This is a genomic window from Streptomyces sp. SCSIO ZS0520, assembly GCF_025643355.1.
GTDB classification, from domain to species: domain Bacteria; phylum Actinomycetota; class Actinomycetes; order Streptomycetales; family Streptomycetaceae; genus Streptomyces; species Streptomyces physcomitrii.
Window position 1 is genome coordinate 940,186 of record NZ_CP092644.1, and the last position, 17,616, is coordinate 957,801.

The 17,616-nt window shown below is 74.9% G+C and carries 13 protein-coding genes; 5 read left to right on the top strand and 8 right to left on the bottom strand.

Annotated elements, in window-relative coordinates:
- Positions 1 to 34 precede the first annotated feature (34 nt).
- Genes MID12_RS03210 through MID12_RS03225 form a run of 4 tightly spaced genes read right to left on the bottom strand, consistent with a single transcriptional unit; the run spans position 35 to position 5,164 of the window.
- Positions 35 to 292 carry an acyl carrier protein gene (locus MID12_RS03210; RefSeq protein ID WP_263164734.1) on the bottom strand — a complete coding sequence of 86 codons (258 nt, stop codon included), beginning with the start codon at positions 290 to 292 and terminating at the stop codon, positions 35 to 37.
- Positions 289 to 1,350, bottom strand: a complete 1,062-nt coding sequence (locus MID12_RS03215; RefSeq protein WP_263164736.1) for a threonine/serine dehydratase — start codon at positions 1,348 to 1,350, stop codon at positions 289 to 291. Before MID12_RS03215 ends, MID12_RS03210 begins: the two co-directional genes overlap by 4 nt.
- The gene (locus MID12_RS03220) at positions 1,347 to 2,840 is read right to left on the bottom strand and encodes an amino acid adenylation domain-containing protein (protein ID WP_263164738.1); all 1,494 of its coding nucleotides are present in this window, start codon (positions 2,838 to 2,840) and stop codon (positions 1,347 to 1,349) included. The genes MID12_RS03215 and MID12_RS03220 overlap by 4 nt, the downstream gene beginning before the upstream one ends.
- Complete coding sequence (locus tag MID12_RS03225; RefSeq protein ID WP_263164740.1) at positions 2,840 to 5,164, bottom strand: lantibiotic dehydratase family protein; 2,325 nt, start codon at positions 5,162 to 5,164, stop codon at positions 2,840 to 2,842. The genes MID12_RS03220 and MID12_RS03225 overlap by 1 nt, the downstream gene beginning before the upstream one ends.
- Positions 5,165 to 5,421: 257 nt before the next feature.
- Here MID12_RS03225 and MID12_RS03230 point away from each other — a divergent pair, with 257 nt between their 5' ends.
- On the top strand, positions 5,422 to 5,673 hold the full coding sequence (locus tag MID12_RS03230) for an MbtH family protein (protein WP_168543601.1): 252 nt from the start codon (positions 5,422 to 5,424) through the stop codon (positions 5,671 to 5,673).
- A gap of 118 nt (positions 5,674 to 5,791) precedes the next feature.
- On the top strand, positions 5,792 to 6,487 hold the full coding sequence (locus MID12_RS03235; protein ID WP_263164742.1) for a 4'-phosphopantetheinyl transferase family protein: 696 nt from the start codon (positions 5,792 to 5,794) through the stop codon (positions 6,485 to 6,487).
- A 301-nt stretch (positions 6,488 to 6,788) separates the two neighbouring features.
- Here MID12_RS03235 and MID12_RS03245 read toward each other — a convergent pair whose 3' ends face one another.
- Positions 6,789 to 7,403 (bottom strand): helix-turn-helix transcriptional regulator, encoded by a 615-nt coding sequence (locus tag MID12_RS03245; RefSeq protein ID WP_263164743.1) that lies wholly within the window; start codon positions 7,401 to 7,403, stop codon positions 6,789 to 6,791.
- Entirely contained in the window at positions 7,400 to 8,011 is a 612-nt protein-coding gene (locus MID12_RS03250) for a response regulator transcription factor (RefSeq protein ID WP_168543604.1), read from the bottom strand. Before MID12_RS03250 ends, MID12_RS03245 begins: the two co-directional genes overlap by 4 nt.
- A 559-nt stretch (positions 8,012 to 8,570) precedes the next feature.
- Here MID12_RS03250 and MID12_RS03255 point away from each other — a divergent pair.
- From MID12_RS03255 to MID12_RS03265, 3 genes are all read left to right on the top strand, one after another.
- Positions 8,571 to 11,687, top strand: a complete 3,117-nt coding sequence (locus MID12_RS03255) for a type 2 lanthipeptide synthetase LanM family protein (protein WP_263164745.1) — start codon at positions 8,571 to 8,573, stop codon at positions 11,685 to 11,687.
- A 74-nt stretch (positions 11,688 to 11,761) separates the two neighbouring features.
- Positions 11,762 to 11,968, top strand: a complete 207-nt coding sequence (locus MID12_RS03260) for a hypothetical protein (RefSeq protein ID WP_263164747.1) — start codon at positions 11,762 to 11,764, stop codon at positions 11,966 to 11,968.
- A 175-nt stretch (positions 11,969 to 12,143) separates the two neighbouring features.
- On the top strand, positions 12,144 to 15,068 hold the full coding sequence (locus MID12_RS03265) for a helix-turn-helix transcriptional regulator (RefSeq protein ID WP_263164748.1): 2,925 nt from the start codon (positions 12,144 to 12,146) through the stop codon (positions 15,066 to 15,068).
- An 18-nt stretch (positions 15,069 to 15,086) separates the two neighbouring features.
- Here the strand turns inward: MID12_RS03265 and MID12_RS03270 are convergent, their stop codons facing one another.
- Complete coding sequence (locus MID12_RS03270; protein ID WP_263164749.1) at positions 15,087 to 16,334, bottom strand: MFS transporter; 1,248 nt, start codon at positions 16,332 to 16,334, stop codon at positions 15,087 to 15,089.
- A gap of 35 nt (positions 16,335 to 16,369) precedes the next feature.
- Complete coding sequence (locus MID12_RS03275) at positions 16,370 to 17,596, bottom strand: cytochrome P450 (RefSeq protein WP_263164751.1); 1,227 nt, start codon at positions 17,594 to 17,596, stop codon at positions 16,370 to 16,372.
- Positions 17,597 to 17,616 lie beyond the last annotated feature (20 nt).

The following is a 17,616-nucleotide window of genomic DNA, read 5'->3' on the forward strand; positions in this document are numbered from 1 at the left end:
GCCAGGGAGCCTCGGGGCGGGCCGTGGCGCCGGGTCAGGCACGGCCGTAGTCGGCGTCGACGACCTCGGCGAGGTCACGCGGGGTCGGGTAGGCGAAGACGAGGGAGACCGGGATGTCGTCGACGCCGAGGATCTCCTCCAGGCGGCCGGTGATCTGGAAGGCGGTCAGGGAGTCGCCGCCCGCCTCGTAGAAGTCGGTGTCCTCGGTGAGCCCGGCGAAGTCGAGGATGTCGCGGAAGACGTCGACGAGCTGGTCGAGGGTGCTGATGGCGGTGGCCGTGTTCTCGGTCATGACGTGTGCTCCTTGGTGTTGTCGAGCGTGGTGACGGGCGTGGAAGAGGTGCCTGGTGCGGCGGCGGACGGGGCGTCCGCCGCAGTGGTCGGGCGGTGCTGTGCGCGCAGCCGGGCGGGGGTGTTGCCGCCCGAGACCACGGCCACGGCGTGTTCGCGGCGGCCGGCACGCAGCGCCCCGGCGAGGGCGACGGCACCGCTGGGCTCGGCATCGACACCGTGTCGGCGCAGCAGTTCAGTGGCGGCGAGGATCTCCGCCTCGCCGACGGTGATCAGGTCGTCCACCCGGTCGCGGACGATCGGGTAGGTGACGTGTCCGGGGCGCTGGCCGCGCAGTCCGTCCGCGACGGTTCCGCTCGGCGGGAGCTGGACAGGGTGCCCGGCGGCCAGGGAACGGGCGTAGCGCGGGGTGAGGGCGGGTTCGACGCCGACCACCCGTACCGGCCGGTCCGCGGCGGCGAGGCAGACGCCGGCCAGGAGGCCGCCGCCGCCGACCGGGACGTAGACCGTCTCGGTGTCGGGGGCGTCGGCGAGGAGTTCAGTGCCGACGGTGCCCTGGCCTGCGACCACCAGGGGGTGGTCGGAGGAGGGTACGAGGACGGCGCCGGTCGCCCCGGCGAGCTCCGCAGCGTGTTCCTCGCGCTCGGCCACTCCTCCGGTCACCCGGACGGTCTCGGCGCCGAGGGCCCGGATGGCGGCAGCCTTGGCGGGGGCGGCGCCCGCTGCGAGGACGACGGTCAGCCGCAGACCGAGCGTGCGGGCGATCCGGGCCAGGGCGATGCCGTGGTTGCCGGAGGAGCCGGTGACGACACGGTCGGCGCCCAGGGCGAGGACGGCGTTGGCGGCCCCCCGGGTCTTGAACGAGCCGCCGAGCTGGCGGTGTTCGGCCTTCAGCAGCAGACGCGGGCCGTGCCCGCCGGTCACCGGTCCGCGCAGCAGCGGGGTGCGGACGATGTACGGGGCGATCCGGGCGGCAGCACGCGCCAGGTCGGCGGGGCCGGGCAGGACGGGAACGGGCGTCGTGGCGGCCGGGTGGCGTCCGGCGGTCGTGGTGCTCATGCGGTGCTCCCGGCGGCCAGGTGACCACGGTCGGCCTTGCCGCCGCGGGTGGTGGGCAGGGCGGTGTGGCGGTGGAAGCGGCGCGGCATCAGGTGGGGCGGCAGAGTGCGGCCCAGATGGGCTCTCAGGGCGGCGTCGGTGGCCGCGATGTCGCCGGTGACATGGGCGGCGAGATGGACACGGCCCCGGCCGTCGGTGTCGGGCGTGACGACGGCGCCGGTCACCTCGGGATGGGTGAGCAGCGCGCCCTCGATCTCGGCGGGGTCCACCCGGTAGCCGCGGATCTTGACCTGCCGGTCACCGCGGCCCTCGTAGCGCAGCCCCTGCGCGGTCCACCGGCCGAGGTCGCCGGTGCGGTACATGCGTGACCCGGGCGGGCCGTAGGGGTCGGGGAGGAAGGAGTCGGCCGTGCGGGCGGGGAGCGCGCCGTAGCCGCGGGCGACGCCGGTACCGGCGATGTAGACCTCGCCCACGGTTCCGTCGGGGACGGGCACGAGACCGGCGTCCAGGACGCGGATCGTGGTGCCGGCACGGGGGTGGCCGACGATGTCGTCGGCGGGGTCGGGCGCGGGGGGCACGGAGTGGCGGGTGGTGGTCATCGTGCACTCGGTGGGCCCGTACTGGTTGACCAGGCGGCCGGGGACGAGACAGCGTCCGCCGGCGGTGAGGAAGGGCCTCAGCGACTCGCCGCTGGAGGCGACGAGGGTGACCCCGGCGAGCGGGTCGGGCAGGTCGCGCTGTCCGGTGAGGTGGGTGAGGAAGGAGGGGGTGACGCTGAGCAGGGCGGTGACGTGGTGTTCGCGCACGGTGCGGACGAACTCGGCGGGGCGCAGCAGCCGGGCGCGTTCCACGAGGACGAGACGGGCCCCGGCCAGCAGGGGGGCGAAGGTGTCGCGGAGGGAGGCGTCGTAGCCGAGCGGCGCGGTCTGCAGGGCGACGGTGTCCGGGCCGAGGCCCAGGGCGTGCGCGGTGTCGCGGAGGTAGCCGTCGAGGGCGTGGTGCTCGACGAGGACGGGGCTCGGGTCGCCGGTGCTGCCGGAGGTGTGGCTGACATAGGCGAGGGCGTGGGGTTCGGCCGGCGGGAACGGCGAGTCCTGGGTGGCTTCCGGGCGGTCCGGGCGGTCGAGGTGGACGACGGGGACACCGAGGTCGAGCGAGGGGGCCCGGTCGCGGGTGGTGAGCAGGAGGCGGGCGCCCGCGGTGCGGACGAAGGACGCGAGGCGGTCGCGGGGCTGGCCGATGTCGAGGGTGAGGAAGGCCGCGCCGCAGCGCAGGACGGCGGCCAGGGCTGCGACCGCGTCGCGCCCGTGCTCCACGGCGACGGCGCAGACGGTCTCGGGCCGGACGCGGTGGGCGCGCAGCAGGTGGGCCAGTTCGGTGATCCGGGCGTCGAGTTCGCGGTAGGTGACCGTGCCGTCGGGCGTGTCCAGGGCGATCCGCCGCGGGTGCCGTGCGGCGTGGGCGGCGATGTCGTCGGCGAGGGTGCGCATCAGGAGGACTCCTCGCCGGTGACGGTCCGGTCGACGGCGACGAAGCGGAGTTCGGAGGTGTAGCGGTGTCCGTGGTCGTCGGTGAGCCACGCCTGTTCGGGGGTGGGCAGCATCTCGCTGATCTTCAGCCGGGCGGCGGGGTCCTTGCGGGCGAGCCTGCGGGCGGCCTTGGCGAGGATGGTGAGGTAGACGGGGCTGTCGAAGTCGACGTAGAACGGGCGGGGTTCGGTCGGGGAGACGACGAAGACGAACCGCGGCAGGTCGTGCCGGCGTTGCCATTGGCGGGCCCGGACGAAGCGGGCGGCCTCCGTCTTCTCGTCGGCGAAGTCGACCTCGGCGACGGGGAGTTGCCAGGTCTCGCGGGCCAGGATCATGCGGTCCACGGTGATGCGCGGGGTGTGGTCGCCCTCGGGGCGCAGGGTGAAGCGGTCCATGACCCGCTGGGTGAGGGTGTTGGCGTAGGCGTCGAGGAGGTCGTAGCGGGTGCCGTCGGGCAGGACGGCGGTCAGCCGGCCGTCGCTGTCCTCCACCCGGACGTCGGCGCTCAGTGCGGTGCGCGGGCGGTGCGGGTCGCCGGTCTGGTCGACCAGCGCCACGTAGTGGTCCTGGTCGCGGTCGAGGGAGGGGCGGCTGCGGGTGGACCACTTCAGGGGCAGTTCCTTGGCGAGCATGGGCAGCAGACGGGGCCCGGGGAAGTCGCGGGTGGTCTCGGCGAGCAGCTCGTCGCGGTCGGGGTGCTGGTGTACGAAGAGGGAGGCGCCCATGGTGTTGAGGGCGCAGTGCATCTCGCCCAGGACGAGGTCGACGTCGCCGCGCGCGAGGGCCGCCTCGTCGTCGGCGACGACGAGGATGTCGGGGCTGAAGTAGCGGGCCAGGGACCAGCCGTCGCCGGACTCCGCGAACTCCTCGCGAACCCGGTCGGCGAGGTCGGCGGTGGTCAGGCGGACACTGCGCGCGCCGGGCGGGATGTCGAGGAGTCGGGCCCATTTGGCGCGGAGTTCGGCCTGGACGGTGTCGATGAGGTCGCCCGCGTCGGGGTGGGGGGAGGGCAGGGTGTGCAGCCACAGGGTGGCGAGGTCGACGGGGGCGCCCTGTGCGGCGAGCCGGTCGTGGACGGTGCGCAGGCGGGCGCGGATGCCGTCGGCGAAGCGGTTGGTCATCCAGCGGGCGGCGGTCAGGCACAGCTGGAGGGGTTCCATCAGGGCGAGCAGGTCCGGTCCGGCCGTGGCGGTGGCGGCGCGCCGGGTGTCGGAGTAGACGAGGCCGCGGCAGGGCGCGGTCCGGGCTCCCTTGGCGCGCTGGGCCTCGGTGTCGGTGAGGGCGGCGAAGTCTGCTTCGAGGGCTCCGATCGCGGCGCTGAGCGCTTCGGCGTCGTCGCCGGCGTCGCGCACGGCGTCGCGGCCCGTTTCGAGGACGGCGAGCCTGGCCAGCGCGCGGTCGCGTGCCTTCGCGTCGGGGACCCGCTCCAGGATGGCGCGCAGGGCCCGGTCGGGGTGGGTGGCGGCGGGCACCTCCAGGCGCCACTGCACCCACCGGCGGCGCGCCAGCTCCCGTACGGAGTCGGTCACTTCGTCGACCGGGAGGTCCAGTTCGGCAGCGATCGCGGCGACGGGCCGGGTGCCGTCGCACAGTTCCAGTACGGCCGTCCCGCGCTCCCCCAGCGGCTGCGCGGGACGGCCGGGCACCCGCACGGTTCCGTCCGCGGCGCGGACGATGGAGACGCGGCGCGGGGGGATCCAGCGCATCAGGTCCGCGTCCTCGGCCAACACCTTGGTCAGGGCGTCGATGGCCCAGCCGGAGAAGTAGACCTCGCCGGCGGCGAGGAAGCCCTGTCCGGCGGAGGGGGCGACGGCGTCCTGTGCGGCGAGGTCCCAGCGGCCCCAGCCGACGGGGCCGAAGAAGCCGATGGTGTCGTTCTTGACGCAGAACCGCTGCCAGTAGTGGGCGACGAGCTCCTCGCGCTGGCGCGGCATGCTGCTGCGCGGATCGGTACCCGGCCGCCAGCGCAGGAACGGGGCGATGCCGGTGCGCAGCACGGCGGGGTTCTGCCAGGCCAGTGCCGCCTGGAAGCGGGGGCGGGAGGCGACCTCCTGAAGATGGCGGGCGGTGTCCACGGCCGCGGCGGACAGCTCCTCGCCGAACGCGTCCCATTCGGGCCCGGACAGCGGGCTGTCGGGGTCGAACTTGTCGGCGGCCTCGGCCAGTCCGGGCGGGGACAGGCGCAGCACGCCGTCGGCGGGAAAGCCGGGGCCGCGCAGCGCGAACTGTTCCCACAGCCGCCAGCCTCCGCCCGGCAGCAGGACAGGTGCGTGCTCGTCCGACATCGCGTGCTCCTTCCGGAAAGAGGGGTGCGGGAGACGACCGGCCCCGGGGCGGACGGTGGTCCGCCGCGGGTCCGCCGGGTTCTCCGGCCGGACAGCACGGTCCCGCGTGCCGGGGCCGGGCCGACAGAGAAGATCCGGCAGCAACGCGCGCCGCGGGTTCGGCGCGTTCGTCCCTGACCCGGGCCACCGGGCCCGGGGCACGCTGTCGGCGTCGGCCGTGACCTACGGCCGGTCCCATCACCCGCGGGAGGTTCACCATGACGCAACCCGACTTCGGACACGGCGCGGACACCGAGGAGGTCCACCTGGGCACCGCCGAGGAGTACCTCGTGGTGCGCAACGACGAGGAGCAGTACTCGATCTGGCGGGCGGACCGCGAACCGCCCGCGGGCTGGTACCCGGAGGGGCTGCGCGGCAGTCGGCAGGCGTGCCTGGACCACATCGACGTCATCTGGACGGACATGCGTCCGCTCAGCCTGCGCCGGCGGCTGGCAGAGGCCGATGCCTGAGCGGTTCCCGGGCCGCCTGCCGGGCCCGTCGGCCCACGACCCGCCGGGGGCGGCGTCGCGCTCCCCGCTCCTGGCGCCCCCGCCGGCACCGGTGCTCCCTTCGCGGCTGTGCCCGGCGGTGCTGGACCTGTCGGCGCTGCGGGCCGGGGCAGGCGTCCAGGGGCCGCGTGCGCTGCGCGGACCGCTGGAGCTGTATCTGGCGCGGGTCGCGGAGCAGGACGCGCAGGTGCTCCGGGACGCCGGCGAAGTCCTGGACGAGGAGGAGCGGGCCCGTGCCCGCGCCTTCCGCCACGACAGTGACCGGAATGCCTACGTAGTCGCCCACGCGGGGCTGCGGGGCGTGCTGAGCATGCTGCTCGGGGTGCGCGCCGAGGCCCTTCCGCTGGCGCGTGAACCGTGCGCGGGCTGCGGCGGACCGCACGGCCGACCCGTGCTGCGCACGCCCGGGGTGCACTTCTCCCTGTCGCACAGCGGCGGGCTGGTGCTGGTGGCGCTCGCGCCGGCGCCGATCGGCGTGGACGTGGAGGAGCTGGCCACCGTGAAGGTGATGCTCAGCGCGCAGGCCGCGCTGCACCCGGCCGAGGCGGACGAACTGGCGCGGCTGCCCGCGTACGGCCGTCCGGCGGCGTTCACCCGGGCCTGGGTCCGCAAGGAGGCCTATCTGAAGGGTCTGGGAACGGGTCTGGTGCGCAATCCGGCGCTCGACTTCCTGGGCACCGGCCCGACGCCGACCGATCCGGCGCCGGGGTGGGCCGTACGGGATCTCCTCGTCCCGTCGGGCTACGCGGCGGCAGTGGCGCTGCGCACCCCCTGACCCCCGCTCACGGCGGCGCGGCGGGAGCCGGACACACATCCGGTCCCCGCCGCGCCGCCGGGCTGTCACGGCCGGCGCCCGGCGGTGGCGGAGCCGCCGGACAAGGGCGCCTACGTGGTACGGCGGGAGGAGGGGCACACTGTGGAGGAACGGCTCGTCCCGCGGCGGCTGCCGGCCCCCTGACGGGCCGTTCGTCCGGCTCCGCGCACACGACCGCGCGGGGCAACGGGTCGGCCCCCGGTGCCTCGGCACCCGGTCCCCGTTCCCCATGCCCCGCGTCGTGGACGCGCGCCCGCGCGGTTCAGACCAGGCCGTGCCGTACGGCGTGGGCGACCGCGTGGGCGCGGTTGCGGGCCTGGAGGCGGGCCATGATCTCGTAGATCACGTTCTTGACAGTGTGTTCGGAGCAGGTCAGCAGCAGGGCGATGTCGGCGTTGCCATGGCCCTCGGCCATCAGCCGCAGAACGGAGGTCTGCCGTGCGGTCAGGGCCGGGACACCGGCGGCGGACACCGGTTCGCCCGGGTGCGGTCCGGTGGTCAGGAGCCGGGTCAGCTCCGGGTAGGGGATGCTCGGATGGGGGTGGGCGGCACGGTGAACGGCGGTGCTCAGCGTGTCCGCGGTCAGTTCGGCAGCGCCGAGCACGACCGCCCCGGCGCGCAGCGCCCGCAGCTGGCCGGCGCGTCCGACGGTGTCGCAGACCAGCACGAGTGGTCCGGGGGCGCCCACACCGCGCAGGGCGTACTCGGGGTCGGCGGCGACGATGACGGTCACGGCCCTGGCAGCCCCGTACTCACCCGGGCCGTGGAGCAGTCCCGCTCGTTCGGCGAGCGCACGGACCCGGTCCGCTCCCGGGGCGGGCACGACGCGCACCGTGACCGCGGGGGCGCTCACCGGCGCGGTGAGGGTGGCGGTCACAGCAGGCCCGCCCGGAGCGCGTAGGCGACCGCGTGGGCGCGGTTGCGCAGCCGGAAGCGCTGGGTGATGTCGTGCACGACCGTGGTCACGGTCCGGGGCGAGTAGGCGAGCCGCTGGGCGATCTCCGCGGTCTCGTGCCCGTCGGCGACCAGGCGCAGCACGGAGCGCTCCCGGTCGGAGAGCATGCCGTCGCTCCAGCCGCCGGAGCCGCGGACGACGGTGTCCGACTGGTCCAGGAGCTGTTCGAGCAGGCCGGGTGGCAGGGTGCAGTCGTCGCGAGCGGCGGCCAGCACGGCGTGGGCGAGCCGCGACGCGTCGACCTCCCGGCGCAGCAGCAGGCCCCGTGTGCCCGCGGCGAGTGCGTGCACCATGTCCCCCGAGGCGAGGGTGCCCGCCACCAGGACGACGGCCGGACGGTGGGGCTGGGTGCGGGTGGCCCGCACCATGTCGAGTTCGGCTGGGCCGAGCCGGTCCACGGTGAGGACCGCGACCCGCGCGTCGGCGGGCTCGCACACGGTCAGTTCGGGGCGGCCCTGGAGAGTGGTGCGGGTGCCTGCCTCCAGCACGGGGTCGAGGGCGACCACACTGACGGGTACGGGTGCTCCCATCTGCTGCTCCTTGGAAGGTCGTCCGCCCGGCCTGAGGCGCATCGGGCGGTCCGGCATGGGGACTTGGGTCCACCGTGCCGTCACCGGCAGTCCGCCGGGATCGGTAGGAGGCCCCCACTTTTCCGCCCGCCCTCCCCGTCCTGACGGCCCCCAGCCCCACCGGAGCGGAGAGGACGGGTGATCCGGGGGTGCCATGACGGCCCGGCAGGGATGCGCGAACCGCGGGACGGAGGCTATGTCGGCGGGCGGGCGTCGCCCGGGGAGCCCGGTGGGATGGCCGGGCCCCGGAGAAGTGGGGTGTCTCGGGGGGAGACACGCCTTTCCCCGGCGCCGGAACGGGGCGTATGGGGGTCGTGGGCCCGCCCGGACCCCGGCGCGGACGGTCAGGACCGGCCGCGCAGTCGGCGCCACCCCCAGGGCGGTTCCCTGCGCGCACGCCTCCTGCCTGCGGTTCTCCCCGCCCCTCCCCACTGCCCGCACGGGTGGGTGGGGGCCGCTGGAGAATATGGGGAACGGTTACCCATGCGGGGGGCCATGGAGGTCTGCGACCTTCTCTCTTGTGACCGACACCGCAAGCCTCCCGACTCCCCGGAGCGCCGGACTCCCCGCCACCTGGTGGGCCCCGGCGCTGACCCTCACGGAGCGGCTCGCCGCCCCCGGGCTTCCTGTGGCGTCCGCCGGAACCGGGGTCCCGGGGCCGATGCCCTGGACCGCCGGGGACGCGGAGGGCTTCGCGCTGCGGCTGGACCGTCTGGGCGTCGACGAGGCCACGGTGGCCGCGCTGGCGGCCGAACCGGCCGAGCGGCTGGCCGCCCGGGTGGCGAAGCCCGACTGGGCCGCGTTCGGGGAGACGGTCCTCGCGACGGCTTCCGACGACCTCCCCGAGGTCGAGGTGAGCGGCGAGGGGCCCGACGTGTTCGCCGCGGTCGTCCGGCCGGTGACCGCCACCGCCGCCGCCCGCCTCGCGGACCTGCTGACCGGGGTGCCGGCGGCCGAACAGGCCGTCTGGCTGGAGGGGTTCACCGAACGGCTGACCCGTCAGCTGGTCCGCCAGGCCGCGCGCACCCTGGTCCACGAACTCCAGGCGGCCCGCCGTTCCGGGCGGCTGGCGGGGGCCGGTCCCCGGGAGCGGTTCGCCTCCTTCACCGCGGCCACCAGCAGCCGGCCAGGACTGACCGCGCTGTTCACCGCCTACCCGGTCCTGGCCAGGATGCTCGCCCGCACCGCCCTGGACGCCACCACGGCCACCGCCGAGCTCGTCACCCGCTTCCAGGCCGACCGGGAGTCCCTGGCCGCCGGCCTCCTCGACGGCCGGGCGCCGGGCGCGCTGGTCCGGGTCGATCTCGGCCGCGGCGACGCCCACCAGGGCAACCGGTCCGTGGCGGTCCTGCACTTCGCCGACGGCACCCGGATCGTCCACAAGCCCCGGCCGCTCGACCAGCACGCCCTGCTCGACACCCTGGCCGCCTGGCTCGGCGCCAAGGTGCCCGGACTGGACCTGCGCACCGCGCGCACCGTGCGCCATGACGCCTACGGCTGGCTGGAGTTCATCGAGCACCGCTGGTGCGGCACGGTCGCCGAGACCGACGCGTTCTACCGCCGCCAGGGCGCACTGCTGGCCCTGCTGTATGCGGTGGACGGCGCCGACATGCACTACGAGAACGTCATCGCGCACGGCGACCAGCCGGTCCTCGTGGACGCCGAGACGCTGCTGCACACCGGCCTCGGGCAGGCCCTGACGGCGGGTGCCGACCCGGCCGCCGACGCCCTGGCCGCCTCCGTGCACCGCACCTGTCTGCTCCCCTGTCTCCTCATCGGCGAGCACGGTGCCCTGGACATCTCGGCGCTCGGCCGCGACACCGACGGCACCTTCCCGAGCGAAGGGGTGCGCTGGGAGGAGAGCGGCCGGGACACCATGCGGGCCGTGCGCGGCCCGCTGCCCAGCCCGGCCGCGCAGAACCATCCGCTGCCCGCGGGCACGTCCCTCGCAGGCGCCGACCACACGGCGGCCCTGCTGGACGGATTCCGCACCGCCTACCGGGCAATCGCCGGACACCGCCACGAACTCCTCGGCCCGGAGGGGCCGTTGGCCCGCTGGGCGGACCGCCCGGCCCGGCTGATCGCCCGCGCGACCCGGCTGTACGCGACGCTGCTGGAGGAGTCCACCCATCCGAGTCTGCTGAGGGACGCGCTGGCCCGGGAGAGCGTGTTCGCGTTGCTGTGGACCGAGTCCGCGCACGACACGGCGCGGGAGCGGCTGACCGAGTACGAGACGGCCTCCCTGTGGCGCGGCGACATCCCCTTCTTCACCCACCGGCCCAGCGGCACCGCGGTCTTCTCCGACGACGGCACCCTGGTGCCCGGTGTGCTGCCGGTGGCCGCGGTGACGGCCGTGCGCGAGAAGATCGGCCGGATGGACGAGGTCGACTGCCACGACCAGGAGTGGATCATCTCGGCCACCCTCGCGGTGCGCGGCGCGGGTTCACCGCTCGACCGCCTGAAGTCCGAGCTCGCGGTCGCGCCGGTTCCGCCCGTGGCACCCGAGCCCTCCCGGCTGCTGGCCGCCGCGTGCGGCATCGCCGACGAGATCGCCGCCCGCGCGGTCCGGGGCGGCTCACGCACCAACTGGATCGGTCTGGAACGGGTCGCGGGACCCCACTGGGCGGTGCTGCCCATGGGGGCCGGCCTCGCCCAGGGCTACTGCGGTGTGGCGCTGTTCCTGGCCCACGTCGACGCCCTCGCCGGTGCCGGCCGGTACGCCGCGGCGGCCCGCGAGGCGGTACGTCCGCTGCCCGCGCTCCTCAAGACGCTCGCCGACGATCCGCAGCTCAGCGCGACGGTCGGCCCCGGCGCCTACGACGGACTCGGCGGGATCGTGTACGCCGTGGTCCGGCTGGCGGACCTGCTCGGCGACGGGCTGGAGGCATGTCTGCCGCACGCCCTGACCGCGCTGGGGCACGCCGCAGCCGCGTGCCCCGACCCGGGACTCGCCCAGGGGAGGGCGGGCGCGCTGGCCGCGGCCGTCGCCGTGCACGAGGCCACCGGCGATCCGGCGGCCCTGCGCCTGGCGGACGCCGAGGCGGACCTGCTGCTCGACACGGCCGGAGAGGGCACGGACGGTCACGGTCCCGCGCCGTCGAAGGGTTTCGCCGACGGGACGGCCGGGATCGCCTGGGCGCTGCTGCGGTACGCCGGTCTCCGGCCGGAGCGCGCCGCGCGTCCCACGGAACTGGCCCGCGTCCTGCTCCGCGCACTCCCGCCGGCGGGCGGCGAGGCGGACCTGTCCTGGACGGAGGGGCTGGCCGGACAGACCGCCGCACGGCTCCCCGGGCCCGCCGTCCCCCTGTCCGACGCCGCCGCCCGGCTCGCGGACACCCCGACCGCATCCGACCTCAGCCTCGCCCGAGGTGCCCTCGGCACGCTGGAGGCCCTGACCGCCCTGGCGGAACACGGCGACACCACGGCCCGATCGGCCCTGCACCGGCACAGCGGCCAGGTCCTGGCCGTCGTCGAGGCACAGGGCCATCGCTGTGCCACCCCCGACCACGTTCCCTCACCGGGGCTGATGACCGGCCTGTCCGGCATCGGCTACGGGCTGCTGCGCCTGGCCCACCCCGAGACCGTTCCGTCGGTCCTGCTCCTGCGTCACCCGGCCCGACGATCCCACCGCACCTGAGCTCCTCAGCACCACGGCATCTCCCACGTCCAACCTGTGCCTCGCGCACGGGACACCAGAAGGGGACCACCGTCATGGACCAGAACCTCATCGCCGCCGACTCCGCCGAGACCGCCCTCGCCGCCTCCCCCGCCACCGAGCAGGACGCAGCGGGCGGCATCACCCTCTCCGGCCGCAATCGCGCCTGCGCCCGCGCCCGCGTGCTGGCCGGCATGGTCCTCACCAGCGGCATCGTCATCACGCTCAGCACCCTGGACACCTCGGTCTCCGCCCCCAACTGACGGACACCGCCCAGTCGTCGCGCGTGAGGGTGCGGGCCCGCACCACCGTGTTCCCGCGAGCCGTTCCCGGACATCCTGCCGGGCTTCGCGCAACCGCCACTACCGGCACAGTGGTTGATCCGGACCCGGGCGACACCTGCCCCTGGCTCATATATGCCGATTATCATCTGCGGTCATGCGTTCCCATACGCCTTCCCTGGTCGGGCGGGACCCCCAACTCGCCCAGCTCGAACGCGCCATGGCCGAGGCGAGGCAGGGCCAAGGCGGTGCCGTGTTCCTGGTCGGCGAGGCCGGGGTCGGCAAGTCGCGGCTCGCGGCGGAGGCCGTGGGCGGCGCACTGGACTCCGGTATGCGGGTGCTGCGCGGACGCAGCAGCACCACGGGACCCGCGGTGCCGTTCCGGCCGCTGACCGAGGCCCTGATGTCGCTGTTCCGGGGCGGCGAGCCCATGGACGACCTCGCACTCGGCCCCTACCGCCCGGTCCTGGGACGGCTGATCCCGGACTGGGACACCGGGGAACGAGACAGCAGCTCCATGGTCATCCTGGGCGAGGCCGTACTGCGGCTACTCATCGCCACCGGACGCGGACAGGGCCAACTGCTCTTCCTGGAGGACCTGCACGACGCCGACCCCGAGACGCTCGGCGTGCTGGAGTACATGGTCGACAACCTGGTGTACACGCCCGTCCTGCTCGTGGCGACCGTCCGCACGGACATCAGCGACGCACTGGACCTCGCGCAGTCCGCCCGCCGCCGCGGCGCCGCCGCCCTGGTCGAACTGGCGCCGCTCACCCGGCCGCAGGTGCACGAGGTGATCGCCGCCCAGCTCGGCGCGGACAGCCTCGACGACGTCCCCGCCGAGGTGCTGCAACGGCTCTGGGAGGACAGCGCGGGCAGCCCGTACCTCGTCGAGGAGCTGCTCCAGTCGATGATCGGCTCGGGGGCGTTGGTGCAGGGCCCCGGGGGCTGGCGCGCGGTCGCGGACCTGCGGCGTGACGTTTCCTCGACGCTGGCCCGCGGCATCCTGCGGCGCATCGACCGGTTGGGCGCCCAGGGGCTGACGCTGCTCTCGGCCGCCGCTGTGCTCGGCCGGCGCTTCCCGCTGTCCGTGCTCCAGCGCATGACCGGCGTCGACGACCGGGCCCTGCTCGGTCATCTGCACGCGAGTGTCGCCGCCCGTCTGGTCGTCCCGGACGAACCGGCGCCCGACTGGTACTCGTTCCGCCACTCCCCCACCGTGAAGGCCCTGTTCACCCAGATGACGCCGGGTCAGCGGGCCGACCTGGCGCGGCGGGGCGCGGAGGCGGTCGAGGAACTGCACCCGGCGCTGGAGAGCGACTGGTGCGCGCTGGCGGCCGGGCTGCGCTGCGAGGCGGGCGACCGGGTCGAGGCCGGGCTGCTGTACGCCGACGCGGGTGAACGGGCCCTGGCGGCGGGCGCGCTGAACTCCGCGGTGACGCTGCTGAGCCGCGCCGAGGGGCTGCTCGCCGAGGCGAGCGATCCGCAGGCGCGGGCCGCGGTGCTGGAGAACCTGCTGCCCGCGCTCGCCGAGTCCGGCGACTTCGCGCGCGCCCTCGACCTGGTGGACGATCTGCACGCGCTCGACGGCGCCGGCCTCAGCGCGGTACGCCTGGCCACCCTGCACGCGCGGCTGGCCAAGGTGGCGCACACCGCAGGACGCTGGAGCGACGGCAACCGGCAGATCGCGCGCGCCCGCGAGGTCCTGATGGCCGCTCCCGGCGAGACGGCCGAGGCGACGACGGCCGCCGTGGACGTCACGGCTGCCTATCTGGCCCTGGACACCCCCGGACCGGACCGCACCCAGCACGCTGAGAAACTCGCCCGTTCCGCGGCCGACATCGCCGAACGGCACGGTCTGCCCGTCGTCGCCTGCCAGGCGTGGGAACTGCTCGCCACGGTGGCCCGTGAACGGGACCCGCAGGAGTCGGCGGCCATGCTCCAGCAGGCCCTGACCACGGCGGAGCGCAACCGCCTGCCGTTGCAGCGCATGTACGCGGCCACCCGCATGGGCGGCAACGCCTGGCTCGCCGAGGGCGACACCTCCGGTCTCCTGGCCGCCCGTCAGGAGGCGCTGCGCCTCGGCTCGGTGAACATCGTGCACACCGTGGACGGAATCCTCGTCCTGGACGCCGTCCTGCGGGGCGAGAACACATCCGCGCGGGCGGTCTCCGAGGAGTGCCTGGCCGTCGTGCGCCGCCTGCGCCTCGCGCCCGCGGTGCGTTACGTCCTGATGGCGCGGGCCACGCTGGAGGCGCATCGCGGGGACCGCGTGGCGATGGAGGCGGCGCTCGCGGCGTTCGCCGAGTGGGACGGCGCCGGTTCGCAGGAGGAACCGCTCAGCCTGGGGCTGGCACGGGTGTTCTGCTCTCTGCTGGAGGAGGACCGGGAGCTGGCCCGGGCGGAGTTGGGGACGGTGCTGGCGCTGGAGGCCGACAACCCGTCGACGTACCACCTCAGCGGCACCCACGGTCTGGTGCTGCTGCTGGACGTGCTGGCGGGGCACGCCGACCGGGTGCGGCACGAGGAGATCCGGGCGACCGCGATGGCCCAGATGCGGTGGAACCGGCAGTTCGTGCACCTCGCCGAGGCGGTCCTGCTGGGGCGCGAGGGCGCCGGCGCGCGAGCGGCGGCGGCCGTGGAGACGGCCCTCGCAGTCGCGGAACCGTATCCGCTGGCGCAGCACCTGGGGCTGCGGCTGATCGCGGACGCCGCGCACGAGGACGGCTGGGGCGATCCGGTGGGCTGGTTGCGGCGGGCGGAGCACTACTTCCACGAGCGGGACATCGCTGCCGTCACCGGGGCCTGCCGGGCGGGCCTGCGCCGGCTGGGCGCCCCGGTGCACCAGCACCGCAGCGGGACCAGCGGCATTCCCGAGCACCTGCGCACGCAGGGGGTGACGGTCCGGGAGTTCGACGTGTTCCGGCTGCTCGCGGAGCGGCTGAGCAACAAGGACATAGCCGACCGGCTGTTCATCTCCCCGCGCACGGCGGAGAAGCACATCGCTAGCCTCATCACCAAGACGGGAGCGGCCAACCGCGCGGATCTGTGCGCGCGGTCGGCCGCTCTGCGGGACGGCTGAAAGGGGGTCGCTCCGGGGTCAGCGCATCTCCCGCACCGCCCGGGAGGCGAGTACGGCGAGGCCCGTCACGGCGAGGACGGCGGCGACGGCCCCGAACAGGGTGAGATGACCGCTGCCCGCGAGGGCGCCGCACAGGAGGAGCGACAGCGGGGCGGCAGCGTAGCCGAGGACCATGTCGACGGAGACGACCCGGGTGAGGACGTCCTGCGGGATGTTCCGCTGGATCCAGCTGAGGCCGAACACGCCCTGGTAGCCGATGGCGAAGCCCATGGCAAGGACCGTCACCACCACGACCGGGGTGCTCTCGGCGAGGCCCAGGACGGCCATCCCGACGCCCAGCCAGCCGGCGAGCGCGGCCACAAGCAGCCCCACCCGGGGCCGCCCGCCGACCGCGCCGCCCGCCAGGGTGCCCAGCACCGCGCCGCCGGCCAGTGCCCCGTTGAGGACGCCCAGGGTGGCCGAGCCGCCGCGCAGCACCTGGTCGGCGAGGGTGGCGAAGCCGACGGTGAAGGGGCCTGCGTAACAGAAGTTGACCGCTGTGTCGAGGGCGACGATGGTCCGCAGGCGCGGGTCCCGCAGCGTGTAGGTGACGCCCTCGCGGATACGGGCCCCGAGGGACGGGCCGGTCTTGGCCGGTGACTCCTTCGGAGTCTCGGGCCGAGGGCGGGTACGGATGCGGGAGACGAGCAGACCGCACAGGGCGAAGCACACGGCGTCGACGAGAAAGGCGACCGGCGCCTGGGTCAGCGCGATGACCGTGCCGCCGACGGCCGGGCCCACGACGGCCGCGGTGCGCGCCCCGGCGCCCAGCAGGGCGTTGGCCGGGGCGAGCAGGTCCTTGTCGACGACCGAGGGGAGGATGGAGACGCGGGCGGGCTGGAAGAAGGCGTCCACGGCGCCGAACGCGGCGGCGGCGGCGCACAGCATCCACACCGTGAGGTCCCCGGTGAGGCCGACGACTCCGACCGCGGCCATCAGCACAGCGCGGGTCCAGCTGGAGGCCACCATGAGGGTCCGGGTGGACCAGGTGTCGCCGAGGGTGCCGCCGACCAGGGTGAGCAGGGCGCGGGGCACGGCCTGGAAGGCCAGGACGTAGCCGAGGGTGAGGGTGGAGCCGGTCAGGGTCAGGGTGATCCAGGAGAACGCGACGACGCTGAAGCCGTCGCCGAGCAGGGAGAGTGCCTGTCCCGTCCACAGGAGGCGGAAGGAGCGGTGCCGGGCGGGCGCCCACAGCCGCGGGCGGTCCTCAGCGAGGGTGGTGGCCATGAGGTGCCTTTCGTCGAACGCCGAGTCGAGCCCGGTCAGTAGTGGACGGGCAGGGCGGTGAGGCTGCGGTTGAGCAGGGACGGCTGCCAGGCGAGCCGGTCCGGATCGGCGAGGGCCAGCCCGGGCCGTTCGCACACCAGCGTGCGGACGGCGCTGACAGCGACGAGCCGGGCGAGGGCGGCGCCGATGCAGAAGTGGGCGCCGAAGCCGAAGCCGAGATGGGTGGCGCCGGTCCGGGTGACGTCGAACCGGCCGGGGTCGGGGAAGCGGGCGGGGTCGCGGTTGGCGGCGGCGGTGACGAGGAAGATCCGGTCTCCGGCGTGCAGGGTGCGGCCGTCGAGGTCGAGGTCCCGGGCGGCGGTGCGGATCGACATCTTGGACGGGCCGTCCAGCCGCAGGGTCTCCTCCACGGCGCCCTGCGCAAGGTCCGGGTCGGCGCGGACGGCGGCCAGCTGGTCGGGGCGGGTGTGCAGGGCGAGGACGGTGTTGGCGATGAGGTTGCTGGTGGTCTCGCCGCCGGCGAACGCCATCTGGGTGAGCATCCCGACGAACTCCTCCTCGCTGACCGATTCGCCCACCCGGCCCTCCTTCAGGACCTGGCTGATCAGGTCGTCGCCCGGCGCGGCGCGCCGGCGGGCGACCAGGTCACCGAGGTAGTCCTCCAGGCTGACCAGAGCCTGGAGGGAGGCGCGGTACTCGCTCTCCTCCTGGGCGGTGCCGAGGACGAGGTCGGCGACGCGGGTGTTCCAGTACCAGAAGGAGGGTCCGTCGGTGGGCGGGATGCCGAGCCAGCGGGCGAAGACCAGCGCGGGCAGCGGCTTGGCGACGTCGGCCATGAGGTCGCCGGTGCGGCCGGGCACGGCCTTGCGGGTCAGCACGGCGCGGGTCGCCTTCTCGGTGAAGGCGGTGTAGCGGGCCACGGCACGGGCGGCGAACGCCTCCTGGAAGACCTGCCGCAGACGCCGGTGCTGGGGCGGGTCGTTGAATACCATCCAGCGCGACAGGATGCCGAAGGCGCGCTCGGCGTCGTCGCGGGCACCCTGGGGCACGGCGTCCATCAAGGGCCGGACCCGGTCGGCGGAGACGGCCCGGTCGCGCAGGCAGCGCATGACCTGGTCGTATCCGGTGACGAGCCAGGCGTGATGCAGCGGGCTCCACTGGACCGGCGCGTCCTTGCGCAGGGCGTCGAGGTGGTCGTAGGGGTCGGCGATCAAGTCGGGGGCGAGCAGGTACCGCTCGGTGCGGGCGGGGGCGGTGGTCATCGGGTCTCTCCCGGGTCAGT

Bases quoted from the DNA above. Each gene is read 5' to 3' on its own strand.
- MID12_RS03260 (WP_263164747.1), top strand. From the start codon at position 11,762: ATGGACCAGAACCTCATCGCCGCCGACTCCGCCGAGACCGCCCTCGCC.
- MID12_RS03270 (WP_263164749.1), bottom strand. From the start codon at position 16,334: ATGGCCACCACCCTCGCTGAGGACCGCCCGCGGCTGTGGGCGCCCGCC.
- MID12_RS03230 (WP_168543601.1), top strand. From the start codon at position 5,422: ATGACGCAACCCGACTTCGGACACGGCGCGGACACCGAGGAGGTCCAC.
- MID12_RS03220 (WP_263164738.1), bottom strand. From the start codon at position 2,840: ATGCGCACCCTCGCCGACGACATCGCCGCCCACGCCGCACGGCACCCG.
- MID12_RS03225 (WP_263164740.1), bottom strand. From the start codon at position 5,164: ATGTCGGACGAGCACGCACCTGTCCTGCTGCCGGGCGGAGGCTGGCGG.
- MID12_RS03250 (WP_168543604.1), bottom strand. From the start codon at position 8,011: ATGGGAGCACCCGTACCCGTCAGTGTGGTCGCCCTCGACCCCGTGCTG.
- MID12_RS03265 (WP_263164748.1), top strand. From the start codon at position 12,144: ATGCGTTCCCATACGCCTTCCCTGGTCGGGCGGGACCCCCAACTCGCC.
- MID12_RS03210 (WP_263164734.1), bottom strand. From the start codon at position 292: ATGACCGAGAACACGGCCACCGCCATCAGCACCCTCGACCAGCTCGTC.
- MID12_RS03215 (WP_263164736.1), bottom strand. From the start codon at position 1,350: ATGAGCACCACGACCGCCGGACGCCACCCGGCCGCCACGACGCCCGTT.
- MID12_RS03275 (WP_263164751.1), bottom strand. From the start codon at position 17,596: ATGACCACCGCCCCCGCCCGCACCGAGCGGTACCTGCTCGCCCCCGAC.